Source organism: Streptomyces sp. E11-3 (assembly GCF_046540415.1).
GTDB lineage: Bacteria > Actinomycetota > Actinomycetes > Streptomycetales > Streptomycetaceae > Streptomyces.
Map to the genome: position 1 here is coordinate 89,347 of NZ_JAZGRL010000002.1, position 25,991 is coordinate 115,337.

Sequence of the window (25,991 nt, forward strand, 5' to 3'; positions counted from 1 at the left end):
AAGCTGCCGTCCCTCCCGGCAGCAGGAGGAGAGACGTCATGCGACCGTTCGCCTTGGATTACGCCCGCCCGACCGCGCACCCGGCCGTCGTGACCGGGTACGCCTACGACCCGGCACGGCAGTTGAACGTCCTGCCTGACGGGCGGCCGGCGATCAGTGACCCGGCGCTGCTGCGGGCGGCCGGTGCGACGACCTCGACGGCCGGTTCCAAGACGCACTTCGACGACTGACGGGCGCTCATCGCCGGGGCGGCCGACAGATTGCCGCAGGGTGCGGTGGACCGGGACGCGTACGTGGTGTGCGTGCTGGAGCAGCTGCACCGGGCCCTGAACAACCGCGACGTGTTCGCCTCGCCCTCGCACCGCTGGTCCAACCCGCGGGCCCGTCTGCTGGACGGGCCCGACTGGGATGCGGTCGAGGAGGACGTGCTGGCCGGGCTGAGCCTGGACGTGCCCGTCGAGGAGCACCTGGCGGAGCTGGTGCGGGGCCTGGACTCCGGGTGGAAGCGGCTCGCCGAACGCCTGGACCGGCTTCCTGGACGCCTTCGTGCACCTCGGGGATGGCACCACCCGGATGAAGGACCTGTCCAGCTCGGTGGTCGCGCTGCTGGTGTCCGAGGCGTGCGGCATCGGCCTGGCCCCGGTGGTGAACCCCGCCCATGAGGCGCTGACCCGGGCCCGGCGCGCGCCCGTCAACCTGCGGTTCGTCGTCCCCGTCCGGACCGTCAGCGCGGCGCCGTCGCCGAAGTGCTTCGGGTTCAAGCGGGGCATCACCTGGCTCAACGCAGTGAAGGACCAGGTCGCGGGCAGGGGGCAGATGGTCGCCCCCGACACCCCGCGCGACTCCTCGCACATCCTGGACGCGCTGCTGAACCTGGACGGCGGGGTCAAGCCGGAGATGGCGGCGACCGACAACGCCTCGTACTCCGACATGGTGTTCGGCCTGTTCAAGATCCTCGACTACAACTTCAGCCCGCGGTTCCGCGACCTGGACGACCAGCGGTTCTGGCGGGCCACGATGCCCGGCGTCGAAACGGGCACGTACGGCGCGGTGGAGGACCTGGCGCGCAACCGCGTGAACCTGAACAAGGTGATCACGCACTGGCCGGACATGCTGAAGGTCGCCGGTTCCCTGGTCACCAACCAGGTCCGTGCCTACGACCTGCTGCGCATGTTCGGACGCGAGGGGCGCCCGACTCCGCTGGGTGCGGCGTTCGCGGAGTACGGGCGGATCGCCAAGACCGAGCACCTGCTGCGCTGGTCGACCCGGACCAGCTCGGCTCGCTCGGCCCGGTCCTCAACGCCATTGTGCTCTGGACGACCCGTTACATCGACGCCGCCGTCGCCCAGCTCCAGACCGAGGGCCACGAGATCCGCGAGGAGGACATCACCCGGCTCTCCCCCGCTCAAGCACCGCAACCTGAACCTGCTCGGCCGCTACAGCTTCACCGCTCGACCTCGGCCGCCGGCGCCCTGCGCCCGCTGCGCAACCCGGACGCGCCCGAGCTGGACGAGGACGACGAAGGTGTGGACTGAACGCTCACATCGGGTGACGCGGGCATATCGGGTGGCCGGGTGCTCGGAAATCGCAAGTGCCGGTAGGGGAGCTGATGTCAGGCTGCCTGGTATGTCCGACTAAGCCTTGATTGATGCGGCCGACCTGGCGGCCTGCTCGATCTTCGCGCGGTAGGCGGCACGGGCTTCCTCGTCGATCTGCTTCTCGTGTTCGGCGCGCAGCCCGGTCCGGCCGTCGAGGCCCTCGCGCAGGATATCGGCGTGCCCGGCATGCCGGATGGACTCGCCGAGGACATGGACCATGACGGCGAACAGGTTCGTGTTGGGATAAGGCTCCGGCCACCACGGCACGTGGCCGGGGGCGTCGAGGGGAAGCTCGTTGATCGTCGTGTCCGCGTGTTCCCACGTGCGCCGGTAGAACCCGATGATGTGATCGCGGGTCTCGTCCTGGGCCGCCCACTGATCGCTGCCGTCGGAGTCCTGCCACCGGGACAGCGGTTCCGGGGAAGGGCGGTCGAAGACCTCGCCGAAGTACCTGGCCTCGACGGTGGCCACGTGTTTGACCAGGCCGAGGAGGTTGGTCCCGGTCGCTGTCAAAGGTCGGCGGGCGTCGTATTCGGACAAGCCGTCGAGTTTCCAGAGCAGCACCTCGCGGTCCCGCCGCAGTCTCCCGTGCAGGTTGTCCTTCGCGAATTCATCGATCATGCGGCATGAACCTTCCATGGGTTGTTCGTGGTCTCAAGATCCCGTACTTGGTCCGCAACGGCTGGCAGAGCCAAGGCTTAGGACTCCTTACACAATGAGCTACCGGGAATGACTGTCTGTCAGAGAGACGTGGGGGTGGGGGTGGGGTTGCGTGACGGTTTGCGGCCGACCCGACCTGCGACCGTTACTGCGCAGGAGAACTACACGCATGCTGTTCGGTGCCGTTCTCTGATCCCGTTGAGCAGTTCGGGACGGGGACCGGGGATGTGGGCGGCTGCCAGGTGAGAATCCAGCCGGCGGTAAGCGCCGCCGCGGCGCCTGCCAGGGCGATTGCGCCGCCTGTTCCGATGCCTGCGGCCACCGAGCCGAAGCAGGCCGGCCCGACGCCCTGCAGCGTCATGCTGCCGGAGCCGAGCAGGCCGAAGGCCTGGCCCTGGCCATCCTGCGGCAGGGCGTCCAGGAACGGCCGTTGCAGGCCGAGACCGTAGGCGAATCCGAAGCCGCAGAGCAGCAGCAGACAGGACGAGACGCCCACTCCGGGCTCGGCAGCGAAGCCGACCAGCGGCAGTCCCATCAGCGCGATCAACGGGACTACCAGTCGCTCCCGGGTGGCTGGCCGTAGCAGTCGCCCCACCAGCAGGTCACCGACAAGCATGCCGACCGGCAGACAGCCCATCAGCACCGCGTACCAGCCGGGCGCGAAGTGGCGTCCTCCCGCGTAGGCGACGATCAGGCCTTCCGCGCCCGCTACGAACGCGGGCGGTAGCCACTGGGCCAGCATCAGTCGTCGCACCGTACGTTCGCGCAGCAGCAGGCCGGCACCGTGCAGGCTTGCCCGGACGGCCCCGCCATCGCCCCGAGCGCTGCCGGGTGTGCCGCCGAACTGTCCCGGTTGCAGTCGGGGTAGCCGGATGCGGATGGCGAGCGCGCAGCCGAGGTAGAGGGCGGCGCTGACCGCGAGTGCCCGGTGCGGGCCGAGTACCGCGACGGCCGCACCTCCCAGCGCCAGACCGAACAATTGCGCGCCGGAGGCAGCGATGTTGTTCAGTGAACGGCCCAGTACATAGGCGTCGCCCTCCAGCCACTGCGCGACCAGCCGACTCGACGCGCCGTGAAACACCGGTGTGACGAGGGCGACCAGCGCCACGACACCGAGGCTTGCCGCGATCGGCATCTGCACCAGGGCGAGCAGCAGGGCGGCGGCGCATTCCAGGGCGTAGCCGCCGGCGATGAGCGCGCGGGGCGGCAGTCGGTCGGCCAGTGAGCCGAGCAGCAGCGAGCCGAACAACTGCGGGAGAAAGCCGATGCCGAAGGCCAGTGCGCTCAACAGCGCGGAGCCGGTGGTCGCGAAGACCAGCACCGAGAACGTGGTGATCCGCAGCGAGTCCGCGGTGATCGCGACAGTGCGGGTCGAGAAGAGCAGCCGGAATCGCGGCTCGGCCAGCACCTTCCGGTAGGTGGCACGGTGGTTGCCCTGCGCGGGTTCGGCGGGTGGGGTCATGACGCCCAGCCTCGCCGTGCGCCGACGCCACCCACTAATGATTCGTCGCTGGACGAATCGGATCAGACGTCCCGAGGTAGCCTGGCAGGGTGCTGCGCTTCGAAGTCTCCGTCGAGGACCTGCTGCGCAGCCGCTTCGCACTGTCGCCCGCGATGGACCTCGTCCTACTGCTTCGCTCGCTCGCCGGCCGAAACCGGCCGCTGCCGCGAGCCTGGGCCACCCGGCTCCTGCCGAGGTTTGAACGGCTTCGCCGCGAGACCGAACTGAACGCCGCCCTCGTCCTGCACACCCCGCAAGGCGGACCGAACTTCGTCGCCCCGCCCCCGCGCGGCCTCAACCAGACCTGGGCAGACGACCTGGCCATGATCCGGGCCACACCGCTGGAAGCGGCCCGCCACGAGTTCGCCGCCACCGCGACCGGCCCGTCCGCCCGTGATCCCCGCGTACGCGCAGTGCTGGACTCGCCGGACGCCGTCTCCAGGATCGCCGAGGCGATGGACCAGGCGTGGCACGAGCTGCTCGCCGCGGACTGGCCGCAACTGCGCGCGATCTGTGAGCGTGATGTCGTGCACCGGGTGGGTGTGATCGGCGAACACGGCTGGGCCACGACCATCGAGAGCCTGCACCCGGGCATCGCCTGGCGCGCCGGCGGTATCGAGATCGGCTTCTTCCGAGGCGGAACGGTCCGCCTCGCCGGCGACGGGCTCCTGCTGATCCCTTCGGTCTTCGCTGGGCATGTCGCCGCCCACCTGGAAGACCCCTGGCCCAGGACCTTGGTCTATCGTGCCCGCGGCACCGCCGCCCTGTGGGGCGAACAGGAGACCGTCCCCCAACCGGACGCGCTGACCGCTCTGGTCGGCCAGGCCCGAGCCCGGCTGCTGTTGGCGCTGGACGCCCCGGCCAGTACCAGCCATCTCGCCCGAAGCCTCGCCATGGCACCCGGCGCGGTAGGAGACCACCTCGCCATCCTGCGAGGCGCGGGGCTGCTCGTCCGCGCCCGGTCCGGACGGTCGGTGCTCTACCGGCGCACCCCGCTCGGCGAGGCACTGGTCGCCGGTTCGGGCTGAGGGCTCAGATCAGCACTGCTTTCTGAGGCGCCGCCAGCAGATGATTGCGCAGCCGAGGGTGAGGAAGGCCTGGTGGATGTCGGTGCGGATTTCCCAGCGGATACGCAGTCGGCAGAACCAGCGCAGAAGTGCGAAGGTCGCTTCGACGACCCAGCGGTTCTTGCCCAGGCCGCTTCCTCGGGTTGCTCGCGGAAGTGCGGCTCCCAGGTGGAGTCCTCGGCGGAGGAGTCGAACACCTTGGGGTCGCCCAGTCCGGGGCGCTTGGCGGCGAAAGTCTCCCACGGCTGCCAGGAGCCGCTGGAGGAGGTGGTGTCCAGGGCGGGGGCGGTATCGGTGGAGCTCAGGGTGGAGTTCGCGGTCATCGAGCCGTTGGTCACCATCACCAGGTCGTCCGGGCCGATGGCCGTCTGGCCGGACTTCCCGCCGCGCTCCCAGAGTCCGCTGAGGGCTCTTCCCGGCGCCAGCGGGAAGCGGATACTGCGTGGTGTGACGACTTACAACAGCATCGGTGCGACCTACGCTTACACCCGCCGACCCGACCCCCGAATCGCCGCCAGGATCCATCAAGCCCTCGGTGATGCCGCCACCGTGATCAACGTGGGGGCTGGCACCGGCTCCTACGAACCGTTACACACGGTGCTGGCCGTTGAACCCAGCTCAGTGATGATCGCTCAGCGTCCGGCCGGATCGGCGCGGGCTCTGGAAGCATCCGCGGAGTCGATCCCTCTCGCTGACGACTCTGCCGATGCGGCGATGGCACTCCTGACCGTGCACCACTGGAGCGACCTGGAAGCCGGCGTCAGGGAACTCCTCCGAATCGCCCGGCAACGGATCGTCGTCTTCACCTTCGACCACGACATCAACCGCAGGTTCTGGCTGCTGGACGAGTATCTGCCCGAGGCAGCCGCGGTCGACGACACACGAGCGGTCGCGGTCGACCGTCTGGCCACGCTGTTGGGAGGCGCCCGCATCGAGACCGTCCCCATCCCGCACGACTGCACTGACGGATTCCTCGCCGCCTTCTGGCGCCGACCCGAGGCATATCTCGATCCGCAGGTCCGGGCCGGTATCTCGATGTTCGCCCAGACCCGCGACGAAGTCGTCCAGCCGGGCTTGGCCCGGCTGTCAGACGACCTGTCCTCCGGCAGGTGGCACCAGCGCCATGCCGACCTGCTCGACCGCCAAGCCCTCGATGCCGGCTACCGGCTTCTCGTAGCCGACCTGTAGAACCAGGCGAGCCGTCTGACTGCACACCCAAGCCTGCGAGAAGGGCCGGTCACGGCGGTGCGCCAGAACTGATGAATTCGACGATATCGTCCCGCATCTGACCATCGCCCAGGGGCAAGACGATGATGTGCTGGAAGCGGTCGAGACCCACCTTCGCGGCCGGGTTCCTGCCACTACCCGCGTGTCGTCGGTCGACCTCAGGTCCACGACGCAACACGCTGGCAGCAGAAGGAATCGTTCCCGCTCTGGTAACCCTGCTTCCTGGAGGCAGCCGCGTTGCCTGGGTGCCGTTCTTCGCGTGCCCGGCCGACTTTCGTGAGTCGTGTAAGAGGTATGCATCGCAGCCGGATACGGCCCCTTAGTCGCAGCTTGGACACCAGGGAGCAGGTAACTCGCCGCTAGCTTTCAGCCCTTCGCGGCGACGGTCTTCTTCCGCTGGCGGGGCACGCGTCTTGGTCTTGTTGAGGTGTCCGTACACCGTGGAACGGGGCACGTCGAACATGACGGCGAGCTGCTGGACGGTCTTCTCCCGGGCGTCGTAGAGCTGCTGGGCGAGCTCAGCCTGGTCGGCTGTACGCTTCGGCCGGTACCCGTAGACCCGGCCGCAGGCCCGCGCGGAGGCGAGCCCGTCGTTCCTGTGCGCCACGATCAGCTCGCACTGGAGCTCACCAAGCACACTGGGCATCCCGAACGTCGCCCTGTGGCGAGGTCGATGCACTGCTCGACGACGTGCAACCTGATGCCAGGTTCGCGCAGGTCGGCTCCGAAGGGCGCCAGGCGCAGCACCGAGCGGGAGAGCCGGTCGAGCCCGGCGACCTTCAGTGTGTCGCCCCATCACGGTGCCGAGTGTCGGCAGACGGTCGTTATTCGACGTTGGTTCCGCCCGGCTCCTCCCGCCAGTTGGCGAGGTGGTTCCGGGTGCCCAGGGTGTCGGGGTGGTCGGGGCCCAAGACCTTCTCCTGGTCGGCCAGTAGCTCGGCGAAGGCGTCTGCGGCTCCGGCCGCATCACCCGACTTCCCCCTCCAATCGGCGAGATTGCCCCTGCAGGCCCGCGACGACGAAACGCTGACTCTGGTGCGCTTCCGCTCCGCCTTCACCCTTTGACCGCCCACGGCGCTGTCGAACGCCGCGGAGACCGCACGGCACTTGGAAAGGTGTGCCCGTCGCGTCCAACCCGAGCCGATCCACAGTCATGTTGATGAACGCAACTCCCCTCCCACCCGTACCTAGAGGCTGAACGCGTCCCCGGCATCGGTCGGTGACCGAACCTCGAGTCCGCCCAGGAGGCGACGAGTTGCGACACAAGCGAATACCCAAGCGGCAGGCCGTTCTGGCGGGGGCTGCTGCGATAGGCATAGCCGCAGCAGCCGTACTGCTCCCGAACGCGAACGCTTCGCAGTCCGGAAACCAGTCCGCTCCACGGCCCGCGGCCGCGAAGATCAGCGCAGCATCGGCCACCAGGCTTGCCGAGCGGCTGGCCGCGCAGCTCGGCGATGCCTACGGCGGGGCGTACTACGACAAGGGCAAACAGCAGCTGGTCGTCAACGTCGTGGGCAACGACAACGACGTGAACGTGCAGGTGAGGCGGGCCGGGGCGGTGGTGCGCAGCGTGCGCAACAGTGCGGGTGAACTGAGGGCCGCCACACAGACGCTGGCCCGTCGGGGCAGCATGACGGGAACCGCGTGGGCCACCGACCCCCGGACCAATCAGGTCCTGGTCACGGCTGACCGTACGGTCACTGGCGAACGGTGGGACAAGCTTGAGGCGGCCGTCACCTCGCTCGGCACGGGCATGGCCCGCATCGAGAAGTCCGCGGGAGAGTTCAAGCTCTTCGCCGCAGGCGGCGATGCCATCTTCAGCGGCGGTGCGCGCTGCTCGCTTGGTTTCAATGTGACGGTCAGCGACGGGCGGCCGGGCTTCCTTACCGCAGGGCACTGCGGCGGCGCCGGGCAGCAGTGGTCGGAGGACCCGAACGGCCAGCCCATCGGTACCGCCCAGGCCTCGACCTTCCCGGGGGACGGCGACTTCGCGCTTGTCACCTACGACGACCCGGCCGTTGCTGCCCCGAGCGCGGTCGACACGGGCAACGGTCAGGCCACACAGATCGTGCGGGCCGCCGATGCGACGATCGGGCTCGAAGTCTCCCGCATGGGCAGCACCACCGGGCTGCGAGATGGCGTGGTCACCGGGCTCAACGCCACCGTGAACTACCCGGAGGGCACCGTCACCGGGCTCATCCAGACCAATGTCTGTGCCGAACCGGGAGACAGCGGGGGCTCGCTGTTCACCCGCGACGGGAGCGCGATCGGCCTCACCTCGGGTGGCAGCGGCGACTGCAACACGGGCGGTGAGACGTTCTTCCAGCCCGTGACCACCGCACTGGCCGCGGTCGGCGCCGAGATCGGCGCGGATGGCGGCCAAGGGCTGCAGCAGTCCCGCCGAGAACTGCCGGACCGTGTGCCGCAGGGCGCCAGCAGCCGTTGAGTTCATTGTCGCCTGGCCTTGGCCCTTCGTGGTCCCTTCGCGCCTGCCGGGTACGGGGGCCACGGTCAGCCGGCGGACGGCATGGACGACATCCCTGGCGGCATGTTGTACGGCGTGACCACCTGGATCACCGAGGGCAGATGCGGTCCTTCGTCGGGCAGCGCCTTGTGCGCCCGCATGATCGTCTGGCAGGCGCGGCGCATGTCCTGGCGCAGGTCGTGGTGGAGCACGGCGGACAGGCGTCGTTGGCGCAGGAGTCGGGTGTTGTCGTGGTCCAGGTCGTGGGCGATGAACACGGCGCATTCGCGTCCGAGGGCGTCGAAGGCGTCGAGGGTCGCGGCGTTGCCGCCGCCCATCGAGTAGACGGCGTTGATGTCCTCGTCGCTCTTGAGTGCTTCCAGGACGAGGGCGCGCTGGGTGGCGTCCAGGCCGTCGCTGTCGGTGACCTCCACGAGGGATCGCTGGGGGTGTGCGATCCGCATGGCGCTGCGGAAGCCCATCTCGCGTTCCTCCTCACCGCGGAACGAACCGCGGCTGATGGTGGCGAGCACATGGCCGGGCCGGTCGCCGAGCCACTGTCCCATGAGGTAGGCGGCGGTGGCTCCGGCCGCGCGGTTGTCGATGCCGACGTACGCCAGCCGTGCGCTGCTGGGCAGGTCGGTCACCAGGGTGACCACGGGGATGCCGGCCGCTACGAGGCGGCCGACGGCCGCGTCGATCTCCGGGACGTCCGGGGCCTTGAGGATCACTCCCTGCGAACCCCGCTTGGCGATCTTGTCCATGGTCGCGATCAGCTCCGAGGCGGGGCCGGTCTCGCGGAAGTGAAAGCGTGAGCGTACGACCGCGGGGTGCAGGGACGGCAGTTCGGCCTCCAGCGCGCCGCGTACGGCCGTCGAGAACCGCTCGGGCGTCTGCATCACGATGTCGACCATGAAGGTGCGCCCGCCGATGCGGACCTGGGTCCGCTGGCGGTCCAGGTCCTTGATCGCCTGGTGCACCTCCATGATCGTGCTTTCCCGTACGCCGCCGCGGTTGTTGAGGACCCGGTCGACGGTGGCCTCACTCAGACCGGCCTGACGGGCGATCTCCCTGATCGGATAGGGGTGTCGCATCACTGTTCCCGACTGATGATGGTCTTTTGATGGGTCTCTGCGGATTGAATGATGGGCTGGGAGTCCCAAGACTGGCAGAAACGCAAGCACGGCGAAAGGACCCGAGATGTCGCCGACCGATGCGGGATCACGGACGTGGCTGGCCGAGGACTCCTGCGATCTCGACGCGTTCCGGTCGCTGGTCGAGCAGCGCACGGACCCTCGCGACTACCCCACGGCCGAGACGGTCGAGCAGAACGTCCTGCTCTACGAGAGCGATCGGATCCGTGGCCTCGCGGTCACTCCGCGGGCGTGCCGGGCCGTGCAGGAGGAGTTCGTACGGGCGCTGCTCGACGGACCCGGCATCGTGGTGCTCAGGCGGGCGTTCGCCGACGTGGCCGTCGTGGACCGGGCCACCGAGGTGTTCCAGGGCCTCATCGAGAAGGAGCGGGCGACGGGCGGAGGGCGTGGTGACCACTTCGCGCAGCCCGGCGCCAACGACCGGGTCTGGAACGCGTTGGACAAGGCGGCCCTGCGAGCGCCGGAGGTGTTCGCGGACTACTACGGCAACGACATGCTGGCGCTGATCTCCGAGGCCTGGCTCGGCCCGGCCTATCAGTTGACCTCGCAGATCAACGTGGTCAACCCCGGTGGTGCCGCGCAGCGTGCGCATCGCGACTACCACCTGGGCTTTCTCTCGCAGGAGCGGGCGGCCGCCTACCCGGCGCACGTCCACCGGCTGTCACCCGCGCTGACGCTGCAGGGCGCGGTGGCGCACTGCGACATGCCCGTCGAGTCGGGGCCGACGCTGTATCTGCCGCACTCGCACAAGTACGTGCCCGGCTATCTGGCCTGGCGGCGCCCGGAGTTCGTCGCGTACTTCGACGAGCACCACGTCCAGCTGCCGCTGGAGAAGGGCGACGCCGTGTTCTTCAACCCGGCCCTCTTCCACGCCGCCGGGCACAACCGGTCCGCCGCGATCAGGCGCATGGCCAATCTGCTGCAGATCTCCTCCGCCTTCGGCCGGGCGATGGAGTCCGTCGACCGGGAGGGGATGGTCAACGCGCTCTTCCCCGTACTGCTGCGCCGCAAGCGCGACGGCGCCTCCGAAGCGTGGCTGCGCCGCGTGGTCGCGGCCACGGCCGAGGGTTACCCGTTCCCCACCAATCTGGACCTCGATCCGCCGGTCGGCGGTCTCGCTCCGCCCTCCCAGGCGGACACCGTCTGGCAGGCCGTGGCCGAGGGCTGGGCCCCGGACCGGCTGCGCCAGGAACTGCAGGCCGGCGCCAAGCGCCGCCAGAGCTGAAGGAGAGACGGCCATCATGGGACTGCTTGACGACAAGGTCGTCCTCGTCAACGGCGGCAGCCAGGGCGTCGGCGCGGGGATCGTGCGGGCCGCCGCACGTGAGGGCGCGACCGTGGTGTTCACGGGGCGCAGGGCCGAGATCGGCGAGAAGCTCGCCGGGGACACCGGCGCCCTGTTCGTACGCGCGGACCTCGCGGATCCGGAGGAGGCGCGCGGCAGCGTCGAGCAGGCTGTGGCCGCGCACGGACGTGTCGACTGTCTGGTCAACGCCGCCGGGCTCACCTCGCGTGGGTCGCTCCTTGACACCACACCGGAGCTGTTCGACGCGCACATGGCGATCAATCTGCGGGCGCCGTTCTTCGCCATGCAGGCAGCCGTCGCGGACATGACGGCCCGCGAGGCGCCGGGCACGGTCGTCAACATCATCTCCAACTGCGCACACGGGGGCCCGCCCCATCTGGCGGCGTACTCCGCGGCGAAGGCGGGTCTCGCGGGCCTGACCCGCAACGCGGCCCACGCCCACCGCTGGGACCGCATCCGGATCAACGGCCTCAACATCGGCTGGACCGACACCGAGGGCGAGGACGCCACCCAGCGCGCCTTCCACGGTGCGGGCGACGACTGGCGGGAGAAGGCGGCCGCGGCGCAGCCGATGGGCAAGCTCGGCCAGGTCGACGAGATCGCCGACTTCGTCGTCTTCCTGCTCTGCGACCGCAGCGGCGTGGTGACCGGATCGGTCATCGACTGGGACCAGACCGTTTTCGGCGTGCAGGACTGAACCGCCCTGCTGCACCGCCCTCTGGACTGAAGGAGCAACATTCTCATGCGTATAGGCATCTTGGGGCTGGGCCGGATCGGCTCGTTCCACGCGGAAACCCTCGCCGGACTCGATGGGGTGGAGTCCCTGGTCGTCACCGATCCGGTCGCCGCCGCCACCGCGTCCGCGGCGCGGCGGTTCGGGGCCACCGCCGTGGACTCCCCCGAGGCCGTGCTCGCCGCGGGTGTCGACGGCGTCGTCATCGCCGCGGCCACCGACGTACACCCCGAGTTGATCCTCGCCGCGGTCAAGGCGGGCATTCCGGCCTTCTGCGAGAAGCCCGTCGCGCGTGGCGTCGCGGAGAGCCTCGACGTACTGCACGCGGTCGAGGCGGGCGGCGTCGAGGTCCACATCGGCTACAACCGGCGTTTCGACGCGGGCTGCGTCGCCGCCCGACAGGCCGTGGTGAGCGGGGAACTCGGCGCTCTGCACACCGTGCGGTCCACCACCTTGGACCCGGCGCCCCCGCCAGAGGCGTATGTGGCGGTCTCCGGCGGTATCTTCCGCGACTGCGGCGTGCACGACTTCGACATCGTGCGCTGGGTCACCGGCCGCGAGGTCACCGAGGTGTACGCGACCGGTGGCAACCGGGGCGCGGACTACATCGCGGCGGCCGGCGACGTCGACACCGCGTCCGCGCTCCTCACGCTCGACGACGGCACGATCGCGGTCATTTCCAACTCCCGGCACAACGCCCGTGGTTACGACGTACGCCTAGAGCTGCACGGCATGCGGGACAGCATCGCCGTCGGTCTTGAGGACAGGCTTCCGCTGCGCTCCGTCGAGCCGGGTGTGGTGTTCCCCAGCGGCACGCCGCACGACTTCTTCATGGACCGCTTCGCCGCCGCCTACCGCGCCGAACTCACCGCGTTCACCGAGGTCGTGGCGGGCACGCGCCCCTCGCCGTGCACGGTGGCCGACGCCATCGAGGCGAGCTGGATCGCCGAGGCGTGCGCCTTGTCTCTGCACGAGCACCGTCCCGTACGCATCGAAGAGGTGCGCACGGCATGACGGAGAGGGCGGTGCCTGTATGGCACCGCCCTCTCCCGCGTGTGCGCCCTAGTGCTGTGACCGGGATGGTCCACCGTGATCGGAAGGCGGCTCGCGGGACGAGCGCACGCGCAACGGCTGGTATTACTGGGGCATGCAGGAAGAGACGGCACGCTCCGCGATCGACACGTTCATCTCCGCGTTTAACGCCTCGGACGACAGCTATGTGACTGCCCTGCTCTCCCAGGCCCTGACCTCAGACGTGGTCTTCTGGGGGCCGTTGGGTCGCAGCGAAGGAATCGCGGCGGTCGAGCGGTTCGTGCTGGACATCCGGCGCCACCCGGCGGGGACCGGCACGATGGTGCGCTGCTCAGCGGTGGACATGCCTGACGAGTGGGCCCGGTACCAGTGGGTCTTCACCACGCCGGATGGAGGCCCCCGCCTGGCGGGAACGGACGTCGTCCATCTGCGGCGGAGCCTCATCGACCAGGTCATCGTCTTTGCGGGGGAGATCGAGCCGTCCGCCTCCTGAGTCGTCCTTCTGTCGCTGTCCTTCTCGTGAACTTGTCCCTTTCGGCACTCCGGGGCTGCGGTTCGCGGTCGGTCAGGCTGCGGCGTTGAGGCGGCGTCCGCCCCAGCGGATGCCCTTCTCGCTGCGGATGCGGGCGCGTTCCTTGCGTTGGGCGGCAAGTACGTCGGGGTGGCGGGCGTTGGTGTTGCGCCAGCGCAGGCAGCGGTGCAGTGCCTGGGTTTGCGGGGGGTGGCTGCGGTGGTGGGAGTTGGCCAGGGTGAACTGCCGCAGCGGGCCGAAGTGGGCCTCGATCGGATTGGCCCAGGATGCGTAGGTCGGGGTGAAGCACAGCTCGACCTTGTTCTTCTTCGCCCAGCGGCGGATGTCGGCGCCGGTGTGGGCGGAGAGGTTGTCCAGGATGATGTAGATCGGGGCGCTGTCGGGTCGGGCGGCACGGATCGACTTCAGCGCGGCCAGGGTGTTGGCGGTGGCCTTGCGGCGGCGGTTGACGCCGCACAGGCGGTCGTCGCCCACGGAGTAGCAGCCGTGGAAGTCGGTGACGCCGTGGGTGCGGCGGTAGGTCGCCGGCAGCCGGTTTGGCTTGCCCTGCTTCGCCCAGCAGGAGCCTGCGGTGGGCCGGATCCTCAACGGTCCGAACTCGTCGAAGGCGAGGACCCGGTCCGGGAAGCGGTCCAGAACCTGCTCGATCCGGTCGAGCTTGGCGTCGCGATGAGGGTCGGGTGATTCCTTCCATGTCTTGGTGCGCTGGAAGGTGGTGCCGCGGCGCCGCAGCAGGCACCGTAAGGCTTCACAGCCGATGCGGATGACACGCCCGTGCACTTCCCACAAGTAGGCGGCGAGTTTGCGGATCGACCAGCGGGTGAAGGGCTGGCCGAGCCTGGTGGGGCGGGTGGTGGCCGTCCGGATGACGAAGTCCTCGTCGTCAGGGGTGAGCAGGCGGGGACGGTCTCCCGCCCACTGAGGGGCCAGGCAGGCCAGGCCGATCTCGTTGAAGCGGTGGATCACGTCGCGCACGGTGTCCTCATCGGCCTGGACCAGCTGGGCGATCACCGGCACCCGGTTTCCGCCCGCCGAAGCGAGCAGCATCATCGCCCGCCGGTAACGCACCGAACTCGTGCTGCCCCGGCGCACGATCTGCTTCAGCTTCTGCCCCTCCTTGTCGGTCAAGCTGCGTACACGGACAGGCTCAGCCACCGCGCCTCCAGCGGTCGAATGGACGTCACCGCACATCCAACCGTCACGACCACCAACCCGGCGAACCTACGCGGTCACAGCACTAGCGATAGAGCGCTGGCCGTTCCCTCAGCTCGACCTCGACGCGCCGCCCCTCCCGCTGGGCGAGCACACCGGCCTCGCACACCGCCGCGGCCGCGTATCCGTCCCACGCGCTGGGCCCGGTGACCTCACCGCGCCGGGTGGCATCCACCCACGCCTGGACCTGCCGGTCGTACGCGTCCTCGAAGCGCTCCACATAGTCCGGCGTGATGGGGCCGCCCCATCGGCCGTCGGCGCTGACCCTGGGGCCGTGCTCATCGCCGATGCGTACGGTGCCCCGCTCGCCGACCGCCTCGGCCTGCACCTGGTAGCCGTATCCGCAGTGGCCGAAGATCTCGACGTCGACGAGGGCGCCCGACGCGGTCTCGAAGAGGACGAACTGGGGGTCGCTCATCCCCTCGGGTGCGTGCGACGACGGGGTCGGCTTGAGCACGGTGACCGCCGTGATCTCCTGATCGAGGAGCCAGCGGGTCGCATCCATCTCGTGGACCACCGAATCGTTGATGAGCATCTCCTCGGTGAACCACGGCGGCATCGAGAGGTTGCGGTGCCGGTGGTGCAGCATCAGGGTGCGGCCCAACTCCCTGCTGTCGAGGAGGCGTTTGAGCCCCGCGTACTCGGGGTCGTAGCGCCGCATGAAGCCCACCTGGATACGCCGGTGGCCGAGCTTCTGTTCCGCCGCCAGGACGCGGGTGGCGGAGGCCGCGTCGGGGGTGAGCGGCTTCTCGCACAGGACCGGCAGGTCACCGGCCGAGTGCTTCGAGCAGGGCCGCCTCGTGGGCGGGCCCCGGGGAGGCGATCAGTACGGCGTCCACGTCCCCGGCGGCCATGGCGGCCGACGCCTCGGTGTACGCCGTGCATCCCTCCCTCCCGTCGGCGAGGGACTCGGCCCGGCCCGCGTCGACGTCGACGACAGCGGTGACTCGGGCCCCGCTGATGACGTGCTCAAGCCTGCGTACATGGTCCGCGCCCATCTTGCCGGTGCCGACGACGGCGACGCCGAGTACTCGCTGGGGTGGCATGTGTCTCCCTCTGGGTGGTGGTCAGTCGGTGGACAGCGCGCCACTGACTTGGAGTTCATCCTCTTCGGGGAGTTCCTCGACGTCGACGCCGTTGACTTGGGCGAGTTCGTGTTTGAGCGCGGCGAGTTCGGCGCCGCCGGCCATGTGGTTGGTGAGTTCTTCGAGGCTGACCTGGTCGCGGGAGGCGGACAGTTCCAGGGTGCCCAGGCGTAGGACGCTGAAGTGGTCGCCGACCATGTAGGCGTGGTGCGGGTTGTGGGTGATGAAGATGACGCCCAGGCCGCGGTCGCGGGCGGCGGCGATGTATTTGAGGACCACGCCGGATTGTTTGACGCCGAGGGCGGCGGTGGGCTCGTCGAGGATGAGGACGCGGGCGCCGAAGTGGACGGCGCGGGCGATGGCCACGCACTGGCGTTGGCCGCCGGAGAGGGTGCCGATGGGCTGTTCCAGGTCGTCCAGGATGATGCCCATGTGGCGCAGCTCTTCGTCCGCGGTCTGCTTCATCCGCTCGATGTCCAGGCGGCGCAGCGGCCAGGGGCCGCGGGTGAGTTCGGAGCCGAGGAAGAAGTTGCGCCAGACCGGCATCAGCGGGACGGTCGCCAGGTCCTGGTAGACGGTGGCGATGCCCTGGTCGAGGGCCTCCCGCGGGGTGGAGAAGCGGACCGGGGCGCCGTCGACGAGGAAGTCGCCCTCGGTGTGCCGGTGCAACCCCGATATGATCTTGATGAGGGTTGACTTGCCCGCGCCGTTGTCGCCCAGCACGCAGGTGACTTTGCCTGGGTGGACGGTGAGGTCGACGCCGTGCAGGGCGCGGATGTTGCCATACGACTTCCCCGCGTTGCGCAGTTCGACGAGGGTCGCGTCCGTTGGGGTGCTTGTCGTGGGGGTGCTTGTCATTCCGATCACCTCCGGGTCGCCTGGCGGCGGACCCACACATTGATGAGGGTGGCGCCGAGGAGCATCACGCCGAGGAAGGCCTTGAACCAGTCCGGGTTCCAGCCGGCGTAGACGATGCCCTGGTTCACCATGCCGAACATGAAGGCGCCGAAGACCGGGCCGATCGCGGAGCCGTAGCCGCCGGTCAGCAGACAGCCGCCGATCACCGCCGCGGCGATGAAGATCAGCTCCTGGCCCACGCCCTCACCGGACTGCACGGTGTTGAAGGAGAACAGCTGATGCATCCCCACGAACCAGGCACCGAAGCCGACCAGCATGAACAACGAGATCTTCGTGAAGGTCACCGGCACCCCCACCGCCCGCGCGGACTCCTTGTTGCCGCCGACCGCGAAGATCCAGTTGCCGTACTTGGTACGCAGCAGCACCCACGTCGCCAGCGCCGCGAACACCAGCCACCACACCACCGTGATCTTCACCTGCACGCCGCCGACCTCGAAGGACGAGGCGAAGAGCGCCTTGGCCTGGCTGAAGCCGTCCATGGCGCTGATGTCATCGGTGGCGACATTGCCGGTGATCAGCTTGGTGACCGCCAGGTTCACGCCCTGCAGGATCAGAAAGGTGCCCAGGGTGACCAGGAAGCTCGGCAGACCGGTACGGACCAGCAGCCAGCCGTTGAGGAAGCCGATCGCCAGTGAGACGAGCAGGGCCACGATCACGCCGACCCAGACGTTCATCGTCAGCTGGTAGCTGACCATGCTCGCGGTCAGCGCCGAAGCGACGACCGCGACACCGGCCGACAGATCGAACTCGCCGCCGATCATCAACAGGGCCACCGGCAACGCCATGATCCCGATGGTCGACGACTGGTACAGGATGTTCGCCATCGAACCGCCGTCACGCACCGGCGGCGCCGCGACGAGGAAGAACACGAGGACGGCGACGGCGCCGAGGAAGACACCGACCTCCGGCCGGGCCAACAGACGCAACACCAGGGAGCGTTCGGTGGTGCGGCCGTCGTTCTGACTGGCCGGCGGGGCCGGCGACGAGGAGCTCGTCGCCGGTGCCGTTGTCTGAGTCATGCTGCTCACCGGGTGCCCTTCGCGGCGAACTTGGCGACGGTGTCGACGTTGGACTTGTCGACGAAGGCCGGACCGGTCAGCACCGGCGCCTCACCGCCGCCGCTGTAGTTGCCGTTGGTCTTGTACAGCCACAGCGAGTCGACCGCCAAATAGCCCTGCAGGTAGGGCTGCTGGTCCACCGCGAACTCGATGTCGCCGCCCTTGACGGCGCCGATCAGGTCCTTGTTCAGGTCGAACGTGGCCACCTTGGCCTTGCTCCCCGTGTCAGCGATCGACTTCACCGCGGTCAGCGCGAACGGGGCACCGAGCGTGACCACCTGGTCGATGGACGAGTCCTGCTTGAGCTTGGCGACGATCGTCGACTGCACCGACGGCATGTTGGCGCCGTTGACGTAGAGGACTTCCGTCTTGCCGTTGAAACCGTCCTTCACGCCCTTACAGCGGGCCTCCAGGGCCACATGCCCCTGCTCCTGGACCACGCAGATGTCGTGCTTGGCGCCGGTCTCGTTGAGCTTCTTGCCGAAGGCCTTGCCCGCGACGTACTCGTCCTGCCCGAAGTACTCCAGGAGGCCCTGCTTCTTCCACTCATCGATGCCGCCGTTGAAGCCGACCACCGGGATACCGGCCTTCTTCGCCTGGGCCACGACGCCCTTCATGGCGTCCGGCTTGGCCAGGGTGACCGCGATGCCGTCGACCTTCTGGTCGATCGCGTTCTGCACCAGGTTGGCCTGGTTGGGTCCGCTGGGGTCGTTGGAGTAGATCAGCTTGACGTTGTCCTTGGCGGCGGCGGCCTCTGCGCCCTTTCGTATGGTGTCCCAGAACGTGTCGCCGGGGGCCGCGTGCGTGATCATCGCGACGGTCATGCGAGGAGTGCTGGCCTTGCCTGCCGGGGCGTTCTCCGCGGCTTCCTCAGCCGCCTTCCCGCCGGAGCTACTTGAGCAGCCTGCGGCCAACAGCACTGCTGCCGCCGCTGCGGCGGCAGCGGCTGGGACGAATCTGCGAGTACGAGGGTGGAGCGAGCGGTCCATCTTTCCTGCACCTCACTGTGTGACAGGGGGGAAGGGGAGAGGCGACCGACCGAGCAGGCGCTGCGGGTCACACCGAGCAGACGCTGCGGGTCACGTGCCGTTAACACGGCTGTTGCCTATGCCGAGATAGAACCCCGCTGCACGCCGGGGGTCAACGTTTGTAAAGACATCATTTATCCCTCAAGCCAAGATGTCCTTACATTTGCTTGACGTCGGTTACGCGTGCCCTCTACACCTGAAGGAGCCGGGGCGCTCCCCGGCCTTCCCCTCACCTTCCCGTCGCCTTCCCATCGCGGTGGGAAGACGTCTGCCCGTACTCAGGAGAGTCGCCAATGAACGATCGTTTCGATCTGATCACCATGGGCCGGACGGGAGTGGACATCTATCCGCTGCAGACCGGTGTGCCGCTGGAAAGGGTCGAAAGCTTCGGGAAGTTCCTCGGCGGTTCCGCCACCAATGTCGCCGTCGCCGCTGCCCGACTCGGCCGGTCCGTGGCCCTCATCAGCCGGACCGGTCAGGACCCCTTCGGCACCTATGTACATCAGGCGCTCAAGGAGTTCGGCGTCGACGACCGCTGGGTGACGCCGGTGGCCGCCTACCCGACTCCCGTCACCTTCTGCGAGATCTTCCCGCCGGACGACTTCCCGTTGTACTTCTACCGGCAGCCCAAGGCACCCGACCTGGAAATCGAGACCGACGAGCTGGATCTGGACGCCATCCGGGACGCCCGCGTCTTCTGGATCACCGGCACCGGACTCAGCGAGGAGCCGAGCCGCGCGGCGACGCTCGCCGCCCTCGAAGCGCGGGCCAAGCGGGGCATCACCGTCTTCGACCTCGACTGGCGTCCCACGTTTTGGAAAAGCGCAGCCTGGAGCGACCCCGCTCGGGCGCACGCTTACTACGCCGAGGCGCTGCGCCACACGACGGTCGCCGTCGGCAACCTCGACGAGTGCGAGGTCGCCACGGGCGTACGCGAGCCACGCGCCTGCGCCCAGGCCCTGCTCGACATGGGCGTGCAGCTGGCCGTGGTCAAGCAGGGCCCCAAGGGGGTACTCGCCGTCCACCGCGACGGCACCGTCGCCGAGGTCCCGCCGACCCCGGTCGAGGTCGTCAACGGCCTGGGGGCCGGCGACGCCTTCGGCGGCGCGCTCTGCCACGGGCTCCTCGCCGACTGGGACCTCAAGCGGATCATGCAGTACGCGAACGCGGCCGGAGCCCTCGTCGCCACCCGCCTCGCCTGCTCGTCCGCGATGCCCACCCCGGACGAGCTGCGCGACTTCCTCGCCCGCAACTGATCTCCACACGCTCACCGAAAGAAGTCATCCCTTGAACATCGGCATCTCCGACCTCGCCGGCATCCGGGCCCGCCACCCCGAAGCCATCGCCGAGGCCGCAGCCCGCCGCACGCGCCGCCCCCTGGTCGGGGACAGCGGCCGGCTGATGATCGTGGCCGCCGACCACCCCGCCCGCGGCGCACTGGCCGCCGGTGGACAGCCGCACGCCATGGCCCGGCGCGCCGACCTGCTGGAGCGGCTGTGCACGGCACTGGCGCGCCCGGGGGTCGACGGAGTGCTCGGCACCGCCGACATCCTGGAGGACCTGCTCCTGCTCGGCGCCCTCGAAGGCAAGGTGGCCATGGGCTCCATGAACCGCGGCGGCCTCGCGGGCGCCTCCTTCGAACTGGACGACCGCTTCACCGGGCACCGGCCCGAGGACCTGGCCAGACTCCGTTTCGACGCCGGCAAACTGCTGCTGCGCATCGACTACGACGACATCGGATCGCTCGACACGCTTGAGGCCACCGCACAGGCCGTCCACACGATGGCCGACCGTCAACTGCCGCTCTTCATCGAGCCGTTCATCACACGACGCGTCGGCCAGAGCGTCCACAACGATCTGAGCGTCGAGGCGGTCACCCGCTCGATCGCCATCGCCTCGGGCCTGGGCGGCACCTCCGCGTACACCTGGCTCAAGCTGCCCGTGACCGACGATCCCGACGACATGGCACAGGCCGTGGAGGCATCCACACTGCCCGCCGTGCTCCTCGGCGGGGCCATCGGTCCCTCCGCCGCGGAACAGGAGGCCGCCTACGAGAAGTGGCGCAAGGCCCTCCAACTCCCCACTGTGCACGGCCTGGTGGTCGGCCGCTCCCTGCTCTACCCCGCCACCGGCAGCGTGGAGACCGCGGTCGACACGGCCGTGGGCCTGCTGTGAACCACACCCCGAGGAGGCTCACACCGTGACCCGTACGCCCGAGCCACAGCGCCAGGAACACGAGTGCCACCTGCCTGCGGGCAAGGCCGCGAACGGCCTCTACACCGTTGACGTATCGCCCGAGACCGCGGGCTGGGAGTTCTCCAGCCTGCGCGTCGTCGAGTTGCCGCCCGGCGGTTGGCACGACTTCGACACCGGGGACAGCGAGTGGATCGTCCTGCCGCTCTCCGGGTCCTGCACGGTCGCCGTCGAAGGCCAGACCTTCCGGCTGACGGGACGGGAGAGCGTCTTCACCGGCGTCACCGACTTCGTCTACGCACCGCGCGACGCCCACGCCTCCCTGGCCACGCGCGACGGCGGGCGCTTCGCCCTCACGGGAGCACGCTGTACGCGGCGGCTGCCCGCCCGATACCAGCCTGCCTCGGCCGTCCCCGTCGAACTGCGCGGCAGCGGCCGGTACAGCAGGCAGGTCAACAACTTCGCCGCCGCGGCCCGCCCCGGAGGCGGCTCCGGTGAGCAGGGTTTCGCGTGCGACAAGCTGATCGCCGTGGAAGTACTCACTCCGGGCGGCAACTGGTCCTCCTTCCCACCGCACAAGCACGACGAGGACCGCGTGGGCGAGAGCCGGCTGGAGGAGGTCTACTACTTCGAGATCGCCGACCGCGACGGTGCCCCGGGCCTCGGCTACCAGCGGGTCTCCCCCTCCGGCAACGGCCGCAACACGGATCTCCTGGCCGAGGTCCGCGACGGCGACGTCGTCCTCGTGCCCGACGGCTGGCACGGCCCCTCGGTCGCCGCGCCCGGACACGACATGTACTTCCTCAACGTCATGGCCGGGCCCGGCGCCGAGCGCGTCTGGCTGATCTGCGACCACCCCGAACACGCCGACGTCCGCGACAGCTGGGTCGGCCGCCCCATAGACAACCGTCTCCCCCTCTACACCGCGCCCGGCAGCCGTCACGACGCCGACTGAGTCCGGCTGTACGAACTGCGTCCGGCCACCGGCCATACGAAAGGAATGGAAGGCCGGGGCCCGAACACGACCTCTATGCCGTGAAGAAATCGCTGAGGGCGCGGGCGACCTGGTCGGGGGCGTTCTCCGTGGGGATGTGCCCCGCATCTGGGATACGTACGAGTGTGGTTTGAGGGATCTCCGAGGTGAACCGCTCGGCGTACTCCAGTTTCTGGAAGCCGTCGTCCTCGCCCCAGATCAGCAACTTGGGCTTCGTGGACCGCTGCAGCGCGGGAACGAGGTCAAGGGTGTAGCGGCTGTCGGCCGCGCCCGCCAGGGTCATCCAGGAGCGGCGAACCCGCTGAGTGGTCCACGGATCCAGGTAGTCAGCGATCCGCTCCTTGGTGGCGGCACCGGCCAGCGCCGTTGTCACGGCCTGTCGGCGGGCGGCGAGAAATGCGTCGGCGGTGGTTGCCGCGACGACCTCCGGGTCCCGGAACCGGGCCACGCCAGGCACGGGCCAGGAGTCGTAGGTGACCGAGTTGACCAAGGCCAGCCGGGGCACCTCCAGCCGGTCGTGGGCGAAGAGGTGCTGGGCGATGGCGCCGCCGATGTCATGGCCTGCCACGGCGATCGGCCCGGAGAGCTTCAACGTGGACGCGAAGTGCGCCACCCAGTCCGCGAGGGCCGGGACCGTGGCCGTTTCCGGGGTGAGTTCGCCTCCCGAGCGTCCCAGTCCGGGGAGATCGACCGCGATGGGGCGTAGCCCCGCCTGGGCGAGGCGGGCAAGGACCGGAAGCCAGACCCGGCTCCAGTACGTTCCGTGCAGCAGCAACACGGCCGGGCCGTCCTGCTCCACGGTCAGGTAGCTGGCCGTTTCGCCGTTGACCTCGACTGCGGTCCGCAGCACCTTCGTTTCGGTGGTTTCACTCATGGGACCACTGTGACCGGGGTCGACCTCCCGGCCGAGAGTCCAGAAAGACACTCATGGGTATATTCTTGCCATGAGCCTTCATCGGGTGGTGGCCCTGCTCAACCCGCCCCAGTCGCCCTTCGAACTCGCCTGTGCCGCCGAGGTCTTCGGCACCGTCCCGCAGGATGTGCCGGCCCACTACAGCTTCCGGATCTGCGCCGAGCGCCCCGGCCCCCTGCAGACCACCGTCGGCTACGCGATGCTCGTCGACGCGGGGCTGGCAGCCCTGCGGGAGGCGGACACCGTGGTCGTACCCGGTCGGCTGCCGCCCGGCGCACCGGTGGCACCGACCGTCACCGAGGCGCTGCGGGCCGCCCACCAGCGCGGGGCGAGGATCGTCGGCATCTGCACAGGGGCGTTCGTCCTCGCTCAGGCCGGACTGCTCGATGGCCGCAGCGCCGCCACCCACTGGCGCCGCACCGCCCAACTCGCCGCCGACTTCCCCGAGGTGCGGGTGGACCCGGACGTGCTCTACGTGGACCACGGCGACGTGGCGACCAGCGCCGGGACCGGCGCGGGCATCGACCTGTGCCTGCACCTCGTACGTTCCGATCACGGCGCGGCCTACGCCGCCCAGATCGCCCGGAACATGGTGCTGCCGCCACACCGGGAGGGCAGCCAACTCCAGTACGCTTCACAGCCCGCCCCGGCCAGGGCGGACGAGTCGTTGGCGCCACTGCTGGAGTGGGCCACCTCCCAGCTCGGCACCCGGCTGACCCTCGACCGGCTCGCCGAACGCGCGGGGCTGTCCAGCCGGACTCTCGCCCGGCGGTTCACCGAACAGCTCGGCACCAGCCCGGGACAGTGGCTGCTCGGCCAGCGCATCGACGCGGCACGGGTACTGCTGGAACAGACCGGTCTTCCGGTGGAAGCCATCGCCACCCGGGTCGGACTCGCCTCGGCGGTCAACCTGCGCCGCCGATTCCGGGCGCATCTCGGCACCACACCCGGCGCCTACCGACGGACCTTCGGCGAAACCCGGTAGCGCGGTCTACGCGGTGCCCCGCAGCGCGGAGCGCAGGTGCTCGGCGCTGGCCCACACGTCCTCGATCGGCCCCTTGCCGGTGGGCTCCTCGGTGAGGACGGTGTCCTGTTCCAGGACGTACCAGCCGTCGTATCCGCGTGCGCCCAGGTGCGTGACGATGGCCCGGACGTCGACGTCGCCGGCGCCGAGGGGGCGGTACATGCCCTCGCGTACGGCTTCGGTGTAGGTGAGGCGGCCCGACTGGACCTTCGCGGCGAGCTTCACGTCCACGTCCTTCATATGGGTGTGGGCGATCCGCTCGGGTGCCTGGCGGGTCAGCTCGGCCGGGTCGGTGCCGCCGATGAGGAGGTGGCCGGTGTCGAGGCAGAGGGAGATGGCCGAGTGCTCCAGGACGCGCTGGACCTCGTCACCGTTCTCGATCATGGTGCCGACGTGCGGGTGCAGGACGGCTCGTACGCCGCGTTCGGCGGCCAGTGACGTCAGGCGGTCCAGGTTGGCCAGGAGCAGTTTCCAGCCGTCCGCGTCGAGTTCGGGGCGGGAGTCGTAGCCGTCCTGGCCGGTGACGGCGGACAGGACGAGGACTTCCGCGTGCGAGGCGGCGTAGCCTTCCAGGAGCTGCTCCACCTCCGGGAGCGGGTCGTGCTCGGGTACGTGCAGCAGGAGCGGTGTGAAGCCGCCGACGGCGTGCAGGTCGTGGTGGGCGAGTACTTCGGCCATGGCCTGCGGCTGGCTGGGCAGGAAGCCCTCGGGGCCGAGTTCGGTGGCGGCCAGGCCGACCTCCTGCATATCCTTCAGCACTCGGTCCGGCGTCAACTGGTAGCCCCAGTCGGGGACTTCACACACTCCCCAGGAGATGGGCGCGCCGGCGATCCTGTTCAGCGGCTGGGTGGTGTTCATGCGGTGGCCTTTCGGTGGGTCCGGTCGGGGTTGGCGACTGCGGCGGGCGGCCGCCCGGCGCGTACGTGCGCGACGCCACCGGCGGCGTCGGTGAAGGTCAGGCGGACGAGGATTAACTCCGCGCCGTGTGACCGAAGTGCGCTCCGGGTACGTCGGGCACGCGCCGCCAGGCGCCGCTCTCGGCGGAGGCGGCCGCCGCGGAGATCATCTCGGCGACGGCGTGCGCGTCCTCGATCGTCGAGTTGCGGTGTTCGATACCGGCCACGGCGGCCAGGAACTTCTTGGCCTCGATCACCTTCAGGTCGTCGTAGCCCATGCTGTTGCCCGGTCCAGGCTGGAAGCGGGCGTAGTCGCCCAGGTGGCCGTTGCCGAGCACGGTGGTGTAGCCCTGGTGGGGGCCGCTGCGCTCCAGGGCGACGCGGAGTTCGTTCATGCGTTCGAAGTTCCAGGTGACCGAGCCGTCGGTGCCGTAGATCTCGAAGCCGAAGCCGCACTGCGGGCCGACTATGGTGCGCGACGCCTCCAGGGTGCCGACCGCTCCCGTGCTGTGTGCCCCTGGGGCGAAGCGGACGAGCGCGGCGGTGTAGTCGTCGTTCTCGACCCTGGCCATCTCGCCGTCCTCGATGACCGCGAAGTGCGTACCTGACCCCATGGGGAGGATGGGCCGTTCGGTGTAGACGGTGCTGGTGAGCGCGGACACTTCGCTGATGGGGGCGACGACATAGCTGACCAGGTCCACGACATGGCTCATCAGGTCGCTCAGCGCGCCGTGTCCCGCCAGGTCCCGCTTGAAGCGCCAGGACAGGGCGCCCTTGGGCTCGGCCGCGTAGCCGGAGAAGAAGGTGGCGCGCACATTGGTGATACGGCCCAGCCTCCCTTCGGCGATCAGCTCCCTGGCCCGCTCGACGGCGGGTGCGTGCCGGTAGTTGTAGCCGATGGAGGTGACCAGGCCGGCCGAGCGTGCGGCGGCGGCGACTTCGGCGGTCTCTTCGGCGCCGCGTCCGACGGGCTTCTCGATCCAGAACGGCTTCCCGGCCTTGGCGGCGGCGATGCCGATCTCGTGGTGGAGCACGTTCGGCGCGCAGATGGATACGACGTCGACGTCCGGGTCCGCCAGGACGGCGCGGTAGTCGGTGCTCGCCTTCTCGTAGCCGAGTACGTCGCGGGCGTAGGCCACACGGTCCTCGGCCGTGTCCGCGGCGTGCACCAGGCGTGGTTTGAGGCCCAGTTCGGGGTAGACGGACGGCATGGCCTGGTAGGCGCGGGTGTGGAGCTTGCCCATCCAGCCGACGCTGATCAGTCCGACGCCTGTCTCGCGAGCGGCGCCCGGGGTTTTCGCGGTCATTGGGTGGTTCTCCTCGTGGTCCTCAGGCTGGGGGCGGGCTGTGGGTGGTGTCGCCGGATGTGGGCCGGGCGCGCAGGTTGCCGTGGTCG

The 25,991-nt window shown here is 69.3% G+C and carries 26 protein-coding genes and 2 pseudogenes; 14 read left to right on the forward strand and 14 right to left on the reverse strand.

The window, feature by feature from the left end; genetic code table 11:
- Positions 1–38 precede the first annotated feature (38 nt).
- On the forward strand, positions 39–230 hold the full coding sequence (gene tgmA, locus U9R90_RS19170) for a putative ATP-grasp-modified RiPP (RefSeq protein ID WP_411057870.1): 192 nt from the start codon (positions 39–41) through the stop codon (positions 228–230).
- Between the two features lie 30 nt (positions 231–260).
- Positions 261–1,535: pseudogene (locus U9R90_RS19175) on the forward strand (Tn3 family transposase); the annotation flags it as partial.
- 99 nt (positions 1,536–1,634) lie between these two features.
- On the opposite strand, the gene U9R90_RS19180 reads toward U9R90_RS19175, so the two are convergent.
- Together U9R90_RS19180 and U9R90_RS19185 are read right to left on the reverse strand one after the other, a co-directional pair.
- A complete protein-coding gene (locus U9R90_RS19180; protein WP_411057871.1) occupies positions 1,635–2,219 on the reverse strand; it encodes a DinB family protein in 585 nt (194 codons plus the stop codon).
- 184 nt (positions 2,220–2,403) lie between these two features.
- Positions 2,404–3,720, reverse strand: a complete 1,317-nt coding sequence (locus U9R90_RS19185) for an MFS transporter (RefSeq protein WP_411057872.1) — start codon at positions 3,718–3,720, stop codon at positions 2,404–2,406.
- 89 nt (positions 3,721–3,809) lie between these two features.
- On the opposite strand from U9R90_RS19185, the gene U9R90_RS19190 reads away from it, so the two are divergent.
- Positions 3,810–4,787, forward strand: a complete 978-nt coding sequence (locus tag U9R90_RS19190) for an ArsR/SmtB family transcription factor (RefSeq protein ID WP_411057873.1) — start codon at positions 3,810–3,812, stop codon at positions 4,785–4,787.
- Here U9R90_RS19190 and U9R90_RS19195 read toward each other — a convergent pair.
- Complete coding sequence (locus U9R90_RS19195; protein WP_411059737.1) at positions 4,739–5,263, reverse strand: oleate hydratase; 525 nt, start codon at positions 5,261–5,263, stop codon at positions 4,739–4,741. The two genes, U9R90_RS19190 and U9R90_RS19195, sit on opposite strands and share 49 nt — an antisense overlap.
- Here U9R90_RS19195 and U9R90_RS19200 point away from each other — a divergent pair.
- Both U9R90_RS19200 and U9R90_RS19205 read left to right on the forward strand, forming a co-directional pair.
- Positions 5,187–6,014 (forward strand): class I SAM-dependent methyltransferase, encoded by an 828-nt coding sequence (locus U9R90_RS19200; RefSeq protein WP_411059738.1) that lies wholly within the window; start codon positions 5,187–5,189, stop codon positions 6,012–6,014. The genes U9R90_RS19195 and U9R90_RS19200 overlap by 77 nt on opposite strands.
- A gap of 103 nt (positions 6,015–6,117) precedes the next feature.
- Positions 6,118–6,333, forward strand: a complete 216-nt coding sequence (locus U9R90_RS19205; protein ID WP_411059739.1) for a hypothetical protein — start codon at positions 6,118–6,120, stop codon at positions 6,331–6,333.
- A 39-nt stretch (positions 6,334–6,372) separates the two neighbouring features.
- Here the strand turns inward: U9R90_RS19205 and U9R90_RS19210 are convergent, their stop codons facing one another.
- Together U9R90_RS19210 and U9R90_RS19215 are read right to left on the reverse strand one after the other, a co-directional pair.
- Positions 6,373–6,699 (reverse strand): hypothetical protein, encoded by a 327-nt coding sequence (locus tag U9R90_RS19210; RefSeq protein ID WP_411057874.1) that lies wholly within the window; start codon positions 6,697–6,699, stop codon positions 6,373–6,375.
- 178 nt (positions 6,700–6,877) lie between these two features.
- Positions 6,878–7,126: a tetratricopeptide repeat protein gene (locus tag U9R90_RS19215; RefSeq protein WP_411057875.1), complete on the reverse strand. Its 249-nt coding sequence runs from the start codon at positions 7,124–7,126 to the stop codon at positions 6,878–6,880.
- Positions 7,127–7,308: 182 nt separating this feature from the next.
- Between U9R90_RS19215 and U9R90_RS19220 the strand changes: the two genes are divergently transcribed.
- A complete protein-coding gene (locus tag U9R90_RS19220) occupies positions 7,309–8,499 on the forward strand; it encodes a S1 family peptidase (protein WP_411057876.1) in 1,191 nt (396 codons plus the stop codon).
- A gap of 65 nt (positions 8,500–8,564) precedes the next feature.
- Here U9R90_RS19220 and U9R90_RS19225 read toward each other — a convergent pair whose 3' ends face one another.
- Complete coding sequence (locus tag U9R90_RS19225; RefSeq protein ID WP_411057877.1) at positions 8,565–9,611, reverse strand: LacI family DNA-binding transcriptional regulator; 1,047 nt, start codon at positions 9,609–9,611, stop codon at positions 8,565–8,567.
- A gap of 106 nt (positions 9,612–9,717) precedes the next feature.
- Here U9R90_RS19225 and U9R90_RS19230 point away from each other — a divergent pair, with 106 nt between their 5' ends.
- The 4 genes from U9R90_RS19230 (at position 9,718) to U9R90_RS19245 (ending at position 13,235) form a co-directional block, all read left to right on the forward strand.
- Positions 9,718–10,896, forward strand: a complete 1,179-nt coding sequence (locus tag U9R90_RS19230) for a phytanoyl-CoA dioxygenase family protein (protein ID WP_411057878.1) — start codon at positions 9,718–9,720, stop codon at positions 10,894–10,896.
- Positions 10,897–10,912: 16 nt separating this feature from the next.
- Positions 10,913–11,674, forward strand: a complete 762-nt coding sequence (locus tag U9R90_RS19235) for an SDR family oxidoreductase (RefSeq protein WP_411057879.1) — start codon at positions 10,913–10,915, stop codon at positions 11,672–11,674.
- A gap of 45 nt (positions 11,675–11,719) precedes the next feature.
- Complete coding sequence (locus U9R90_RS19240; protein WP_411057880.1) at positions 11,720–12,724, forward strand: Gfo/Idh/MocA family oxidoreductase; 1,005 nt, start codon at positions 11,720–11,722, stop codon at positions 12,722–12,724.
- A 133-nt stretch (positions 12,725–12,857) separates the two neighbouring features.
- Positions 12,858–13,235 (forward strand): hypothetical protein, encoded by a 378-nt coding sequence (locus U9R90_RS19245; protein WP_030216423.1) that lies wholly within the window; start codon positions 12,858–12,860, stop codon positions 13,233–13,235.
- A 72-nt stretch (positions 13,236–13,307) separates the two neighbouring features.
- Here the strand turns inward: U9R90_RS19245 and U9R90_RS19250 are convergent, their stop codons facing one another.
- The 5 genes and pseudogenes from U9R90_RS19250 to U9R90_RS19270 all read right to left on the reverse strand — a co-directional run bounded on the left by U9R90_RS19250 (position 13,308) and on the right by U9R90_RS19270 (position 18,536).
- Positions 13,308–14,429 (reverse strand): IS630 family transposase, encoded by a 1,122-nt coding sequence (locus U9R90_RS19250; RefSeq protein WP_411057881.1) that lies wholly within the window; start codon positions 14,427–14,429, stop codon positions 13,308–13,310.
- An 82-nt stretch (positions 14,430–14,511) separates the two neighbouring features.
- Positions 14,512–15,532: pseudogene (locus U9R90_RS19255) on the reverse strand (Gfo/Idh/MocA family protein).
- 21 nt (positions 15,533–15,553) lie between these two features.
- Positions 15,554–16,429 (reverse strand): ATP-binding cassette domain-containing protein, encoded by an 876-nt coding sequence (locus U9R90_RS19260; RefSeq protein ID WP_411057882.1) that lies wholly within the window; start codon positions 16,427–16,429, stop codon positions 15,554–15,556.
- Between the two features lie 5 nt (positions 16,430–16,434).
- On the reverse strand, positions 16,435–17,508 hold the full coding sequence (locus U9R90_RS19265) for an ABC transporter permease (RefSeq protein WP_411057883.1): 1,074 nt from the start codon (positions 17,506–17,508) through the stop codon (positions 16,435–16,437).
- A 5-nt stretch (positions 17,509–17,513) separates the two neighbouring features.
- The gene (locus U9R90_RS19270; RefSeq protein ID WP_411057884.1) at positions 17,514–18,536 is read right to left on the reverse strand and encodes a sugar ABC transporter substrate-binding protein; all 1,023 of its coding nucleotides are present in this window, start codon (positions 18,534–18,536) and stop codon (positions 17,514–17,516) included.
- A 332-nt stretch (positions 18,537–18,868) separates the two neighbouring features.
- Between U9R90_RS19270 and iolC the strand changes: the two genes are divergently transcribed.
- From iolC to iolB, 3 genes are read left to right on the forward strand one after another with little or no spacing between them, the layout of a single operon-like run.
- Positions 18,869–19,831: a 5-dehydro-2-deoxygluconokinase gene (gene iolC / locus U9R90_RS19275; RefSeq protein WP_411057885.1), complete on the forward strand. Its 963-nt coding sequence runs from the start codon at positions 18,869–18,871 to the stop codon at positions 19,829–19,831.
- 31 nt (positions 19,832–19,862) lie between these two features.
- Complete coding sequence (locus U9R90_RS19280) at positions 19,863–20,750, forward strand: deoxyribose-phosphate aldolase (RefSeq protein ID WP_411057886.1); 888 nt, start codon at positions 19,863–19,865, stop codon at positions 20,748–20,750.
- Between the two features lie 25 nt (positions 20,751–20,775).
- Entirely contained in the window at positions 20,776–21,723 is a 948-nt protein-coding gene (gene iolB / locus U9R90_RS19285; RefSeq protein WP_411057887.1) for a 5-deoxy-glucuronate isomerase, read from the forward strand.
- A gap of 73 nt (positions 21,724–21,796) precedes the next feature.
- Here iolB and U9R90_RS19290 read toward each other — a convergent pair whose 3' ends face one another.
- Positions 21,797–22,636 carry an alpha/beta fold hydrolase gene (locus U9R90_RS19290; protein WP_411057888.1) on the reverse strand — a complete coding sequence of 280 codons (840 nt, stop codon included), beginning with the start codon at positions 22,634–22,636 and terminating at the stop codon, positions 21,797–21,799.
- Positions 22,637–22,706: 70 nt separating this feature from the next.
- Here U9R90_RS19290 and U9R90_RS19295 point away from each other — a divergent pair, with 70 nt between their 5' ends.
- A complete protein-coding gene (locus U9R90_RS19295; protein WP_411057889.1) occupies positions 22,707–23,660 on the forward strand; it encodes a GlxA family transcriptional regulator in 954 nt (317 codons plus the stop codon).
- A gap of 6 nt (positions 23,661–23,666) precedes the next feature.
- Here U9R90_RS19295 and U9R90_RS19300 read toward each other — a convergent pair whose 3' ends face one another.
- Positions 23,667–24,557 carry a sugar phosphate isomerase/epimerase family protein gene (locus U9R90_RS19300; RefSeq protein WP_411057890.1) on the reverse strand — a complete coding sequence of 297 codons (891 nt, stop codon included), beginning with the start codon at positions 24,555–24,557 and terminating at the stop codon, positions 23,667–23,669.
- Positions 24,558–24,669: 112 nt separating this feature from the next.
- A complete protein-coding gene (locus tag U9R90_RS19305; protein WP_411057891.1) occupies positions 24,670–25,902 on the reverse strand; it encodes a Gfo/Idh/MocA family protein in 1,233 nt (410 codons plus the stop codon).
- Positions 25,903–25,991 lie beyond the last annotated feature (89 nt).

What these genes read in the sequence shown, in the direction of transcription:
- tgmA (WP_411057870.1), top strand. Translation starts at nt 39, where the DNA reads ATGCGACCGTTCGCCTTGGATTACGCCCGCCCGACCGCGCACCCGGCC.
- U9R90_RS19180 (WP_411057871.1), bottom strand. Translation starts at nt 2,219, where the DNA reads ATGATCGATGAATTCGCGAAGGACAACCTGCACGGGAGACTGCGGCGG.
- U9R90_RS19185 (WP_411057872.1), bottom strand. Translation starts at nt 3,720, where the DNA reads ATGACCCCACCCGCCGAACCCGCGCAGGGCAACCACCGTGCCACCTAC.
- U9R90_RS19200 (WP_411059738.1), top strand. Translation starts at nt 5,187, where the DNA reads ATGGCCGTCTGGCCGGACTTCCCGCCGCGCTCCCAGAGTCCGCTGAGG.
- U9R90_RS19210 (WP_411057874.1), bottom strand. Translation starts at nt 6,699, where the DNA reads ATGCCCAGTGTGCTTGGTGAGCTCCAGTGCGAGCTGATCGTGGCGCAC.
- U9R90_RS19225 (WP_411057877.1), bottom strand. Translation starts at nt 9,611, where the DNA reads ATGCGACACCCCTATCCGATCAGGGAGATCGCCCGTCAGGCCGGTCTG.
- U9R90_RS19230 (WP_411057878.1), top strand. Translation starts at nt 9,718, where the DNA reads ATGTCGCCGACCGATGCGGGATCACGGACGTGGCTGGCCGAGGACTCC.
- U9R90_RS19235 (WP_411057879.1), top strand. Translation starts at nt 10,913, where the DNA reads ATGGGACTGCTTGACGACAAGGTCGTCCTCGTCAACGGCGGCAGCCAG.
- U9R90_RS19240 (WP_411057880.1), top strand. Translation starts at nt 11,720, where the DNA reads ATGCGTATAGGCATCTTGGGGCTGGGCCGGATCGGCTCGTTCCACGCG.
- U9R90_RS19245 (WP_030216423.1), top strand. Translation starts at nt 12,858, where the DNA reads ATGCAGGAAGAGACGGCACGCTCCGCGATCGACACGTTCATCTCCGCG.
- U9R90_RS19260 (WP_411057882.1), bottom strand. Translation starts at nt 16,429, where the DNA reads ATGACAAGCACCCCCACGACAAGCACCCCAACGGACGCGACCCTCGTC.
- U9R90_RS19265 (WP_411057883.1), bottom strand. Translation starts at nt 17,508, where the DNA reads ATGACTCAGACAACGGCACCGGCGACGAGCTCCTCGTCGCCGGCCCCG.
- U9R90_RS19270 (WP_411057884.1), bottom strand. Translation starts at nt 18,536, where the DNA reads ATGGACCGCTCGCTCCACCCTCGTACTCGCAGATTCGTCCCAGCCGCT.
- iolC (WP_411057885.1), top strand. Translation starts at nt 18,869, where the DNA reads ATGAACGATCGTTTCGATCTGATCACCATGGGCCGGACGGGAGTGGAC.
- U9R90_RS19290 (WP_411057888.1), bottom strand. Translation starts at nt 22,636, where the DNA reads ATGAGTGAAACCACCGAAACGAAGGTGCTGCGGACCGCAGTCGAGGTC.
- U9R90_RS19295 (WP_411057889.1), top strand. Translation starts at nt 22,707, where the DNA reads ATGAGCCTTCATCGGGTGGTGGCCCTGCTCAACCCGCCCCAGTCGCCC.
- U9R90_RS19300 (WP_411057890.1), bottom strand. Translation starts at nt 24,557, where the DNA reads ATGAACACCACCCAGCCGCTGAACAGGATCGCCGGCGCGCCCATCTCC.
- U9R90_RS19305 (WP_411057891.1), bottom strand. Translation starts at nt 25,902, where the DNA reads ATGACCGCGAAAACCCCGGGCGCCGCTCGCGAGACAGGCGTCGGACTG.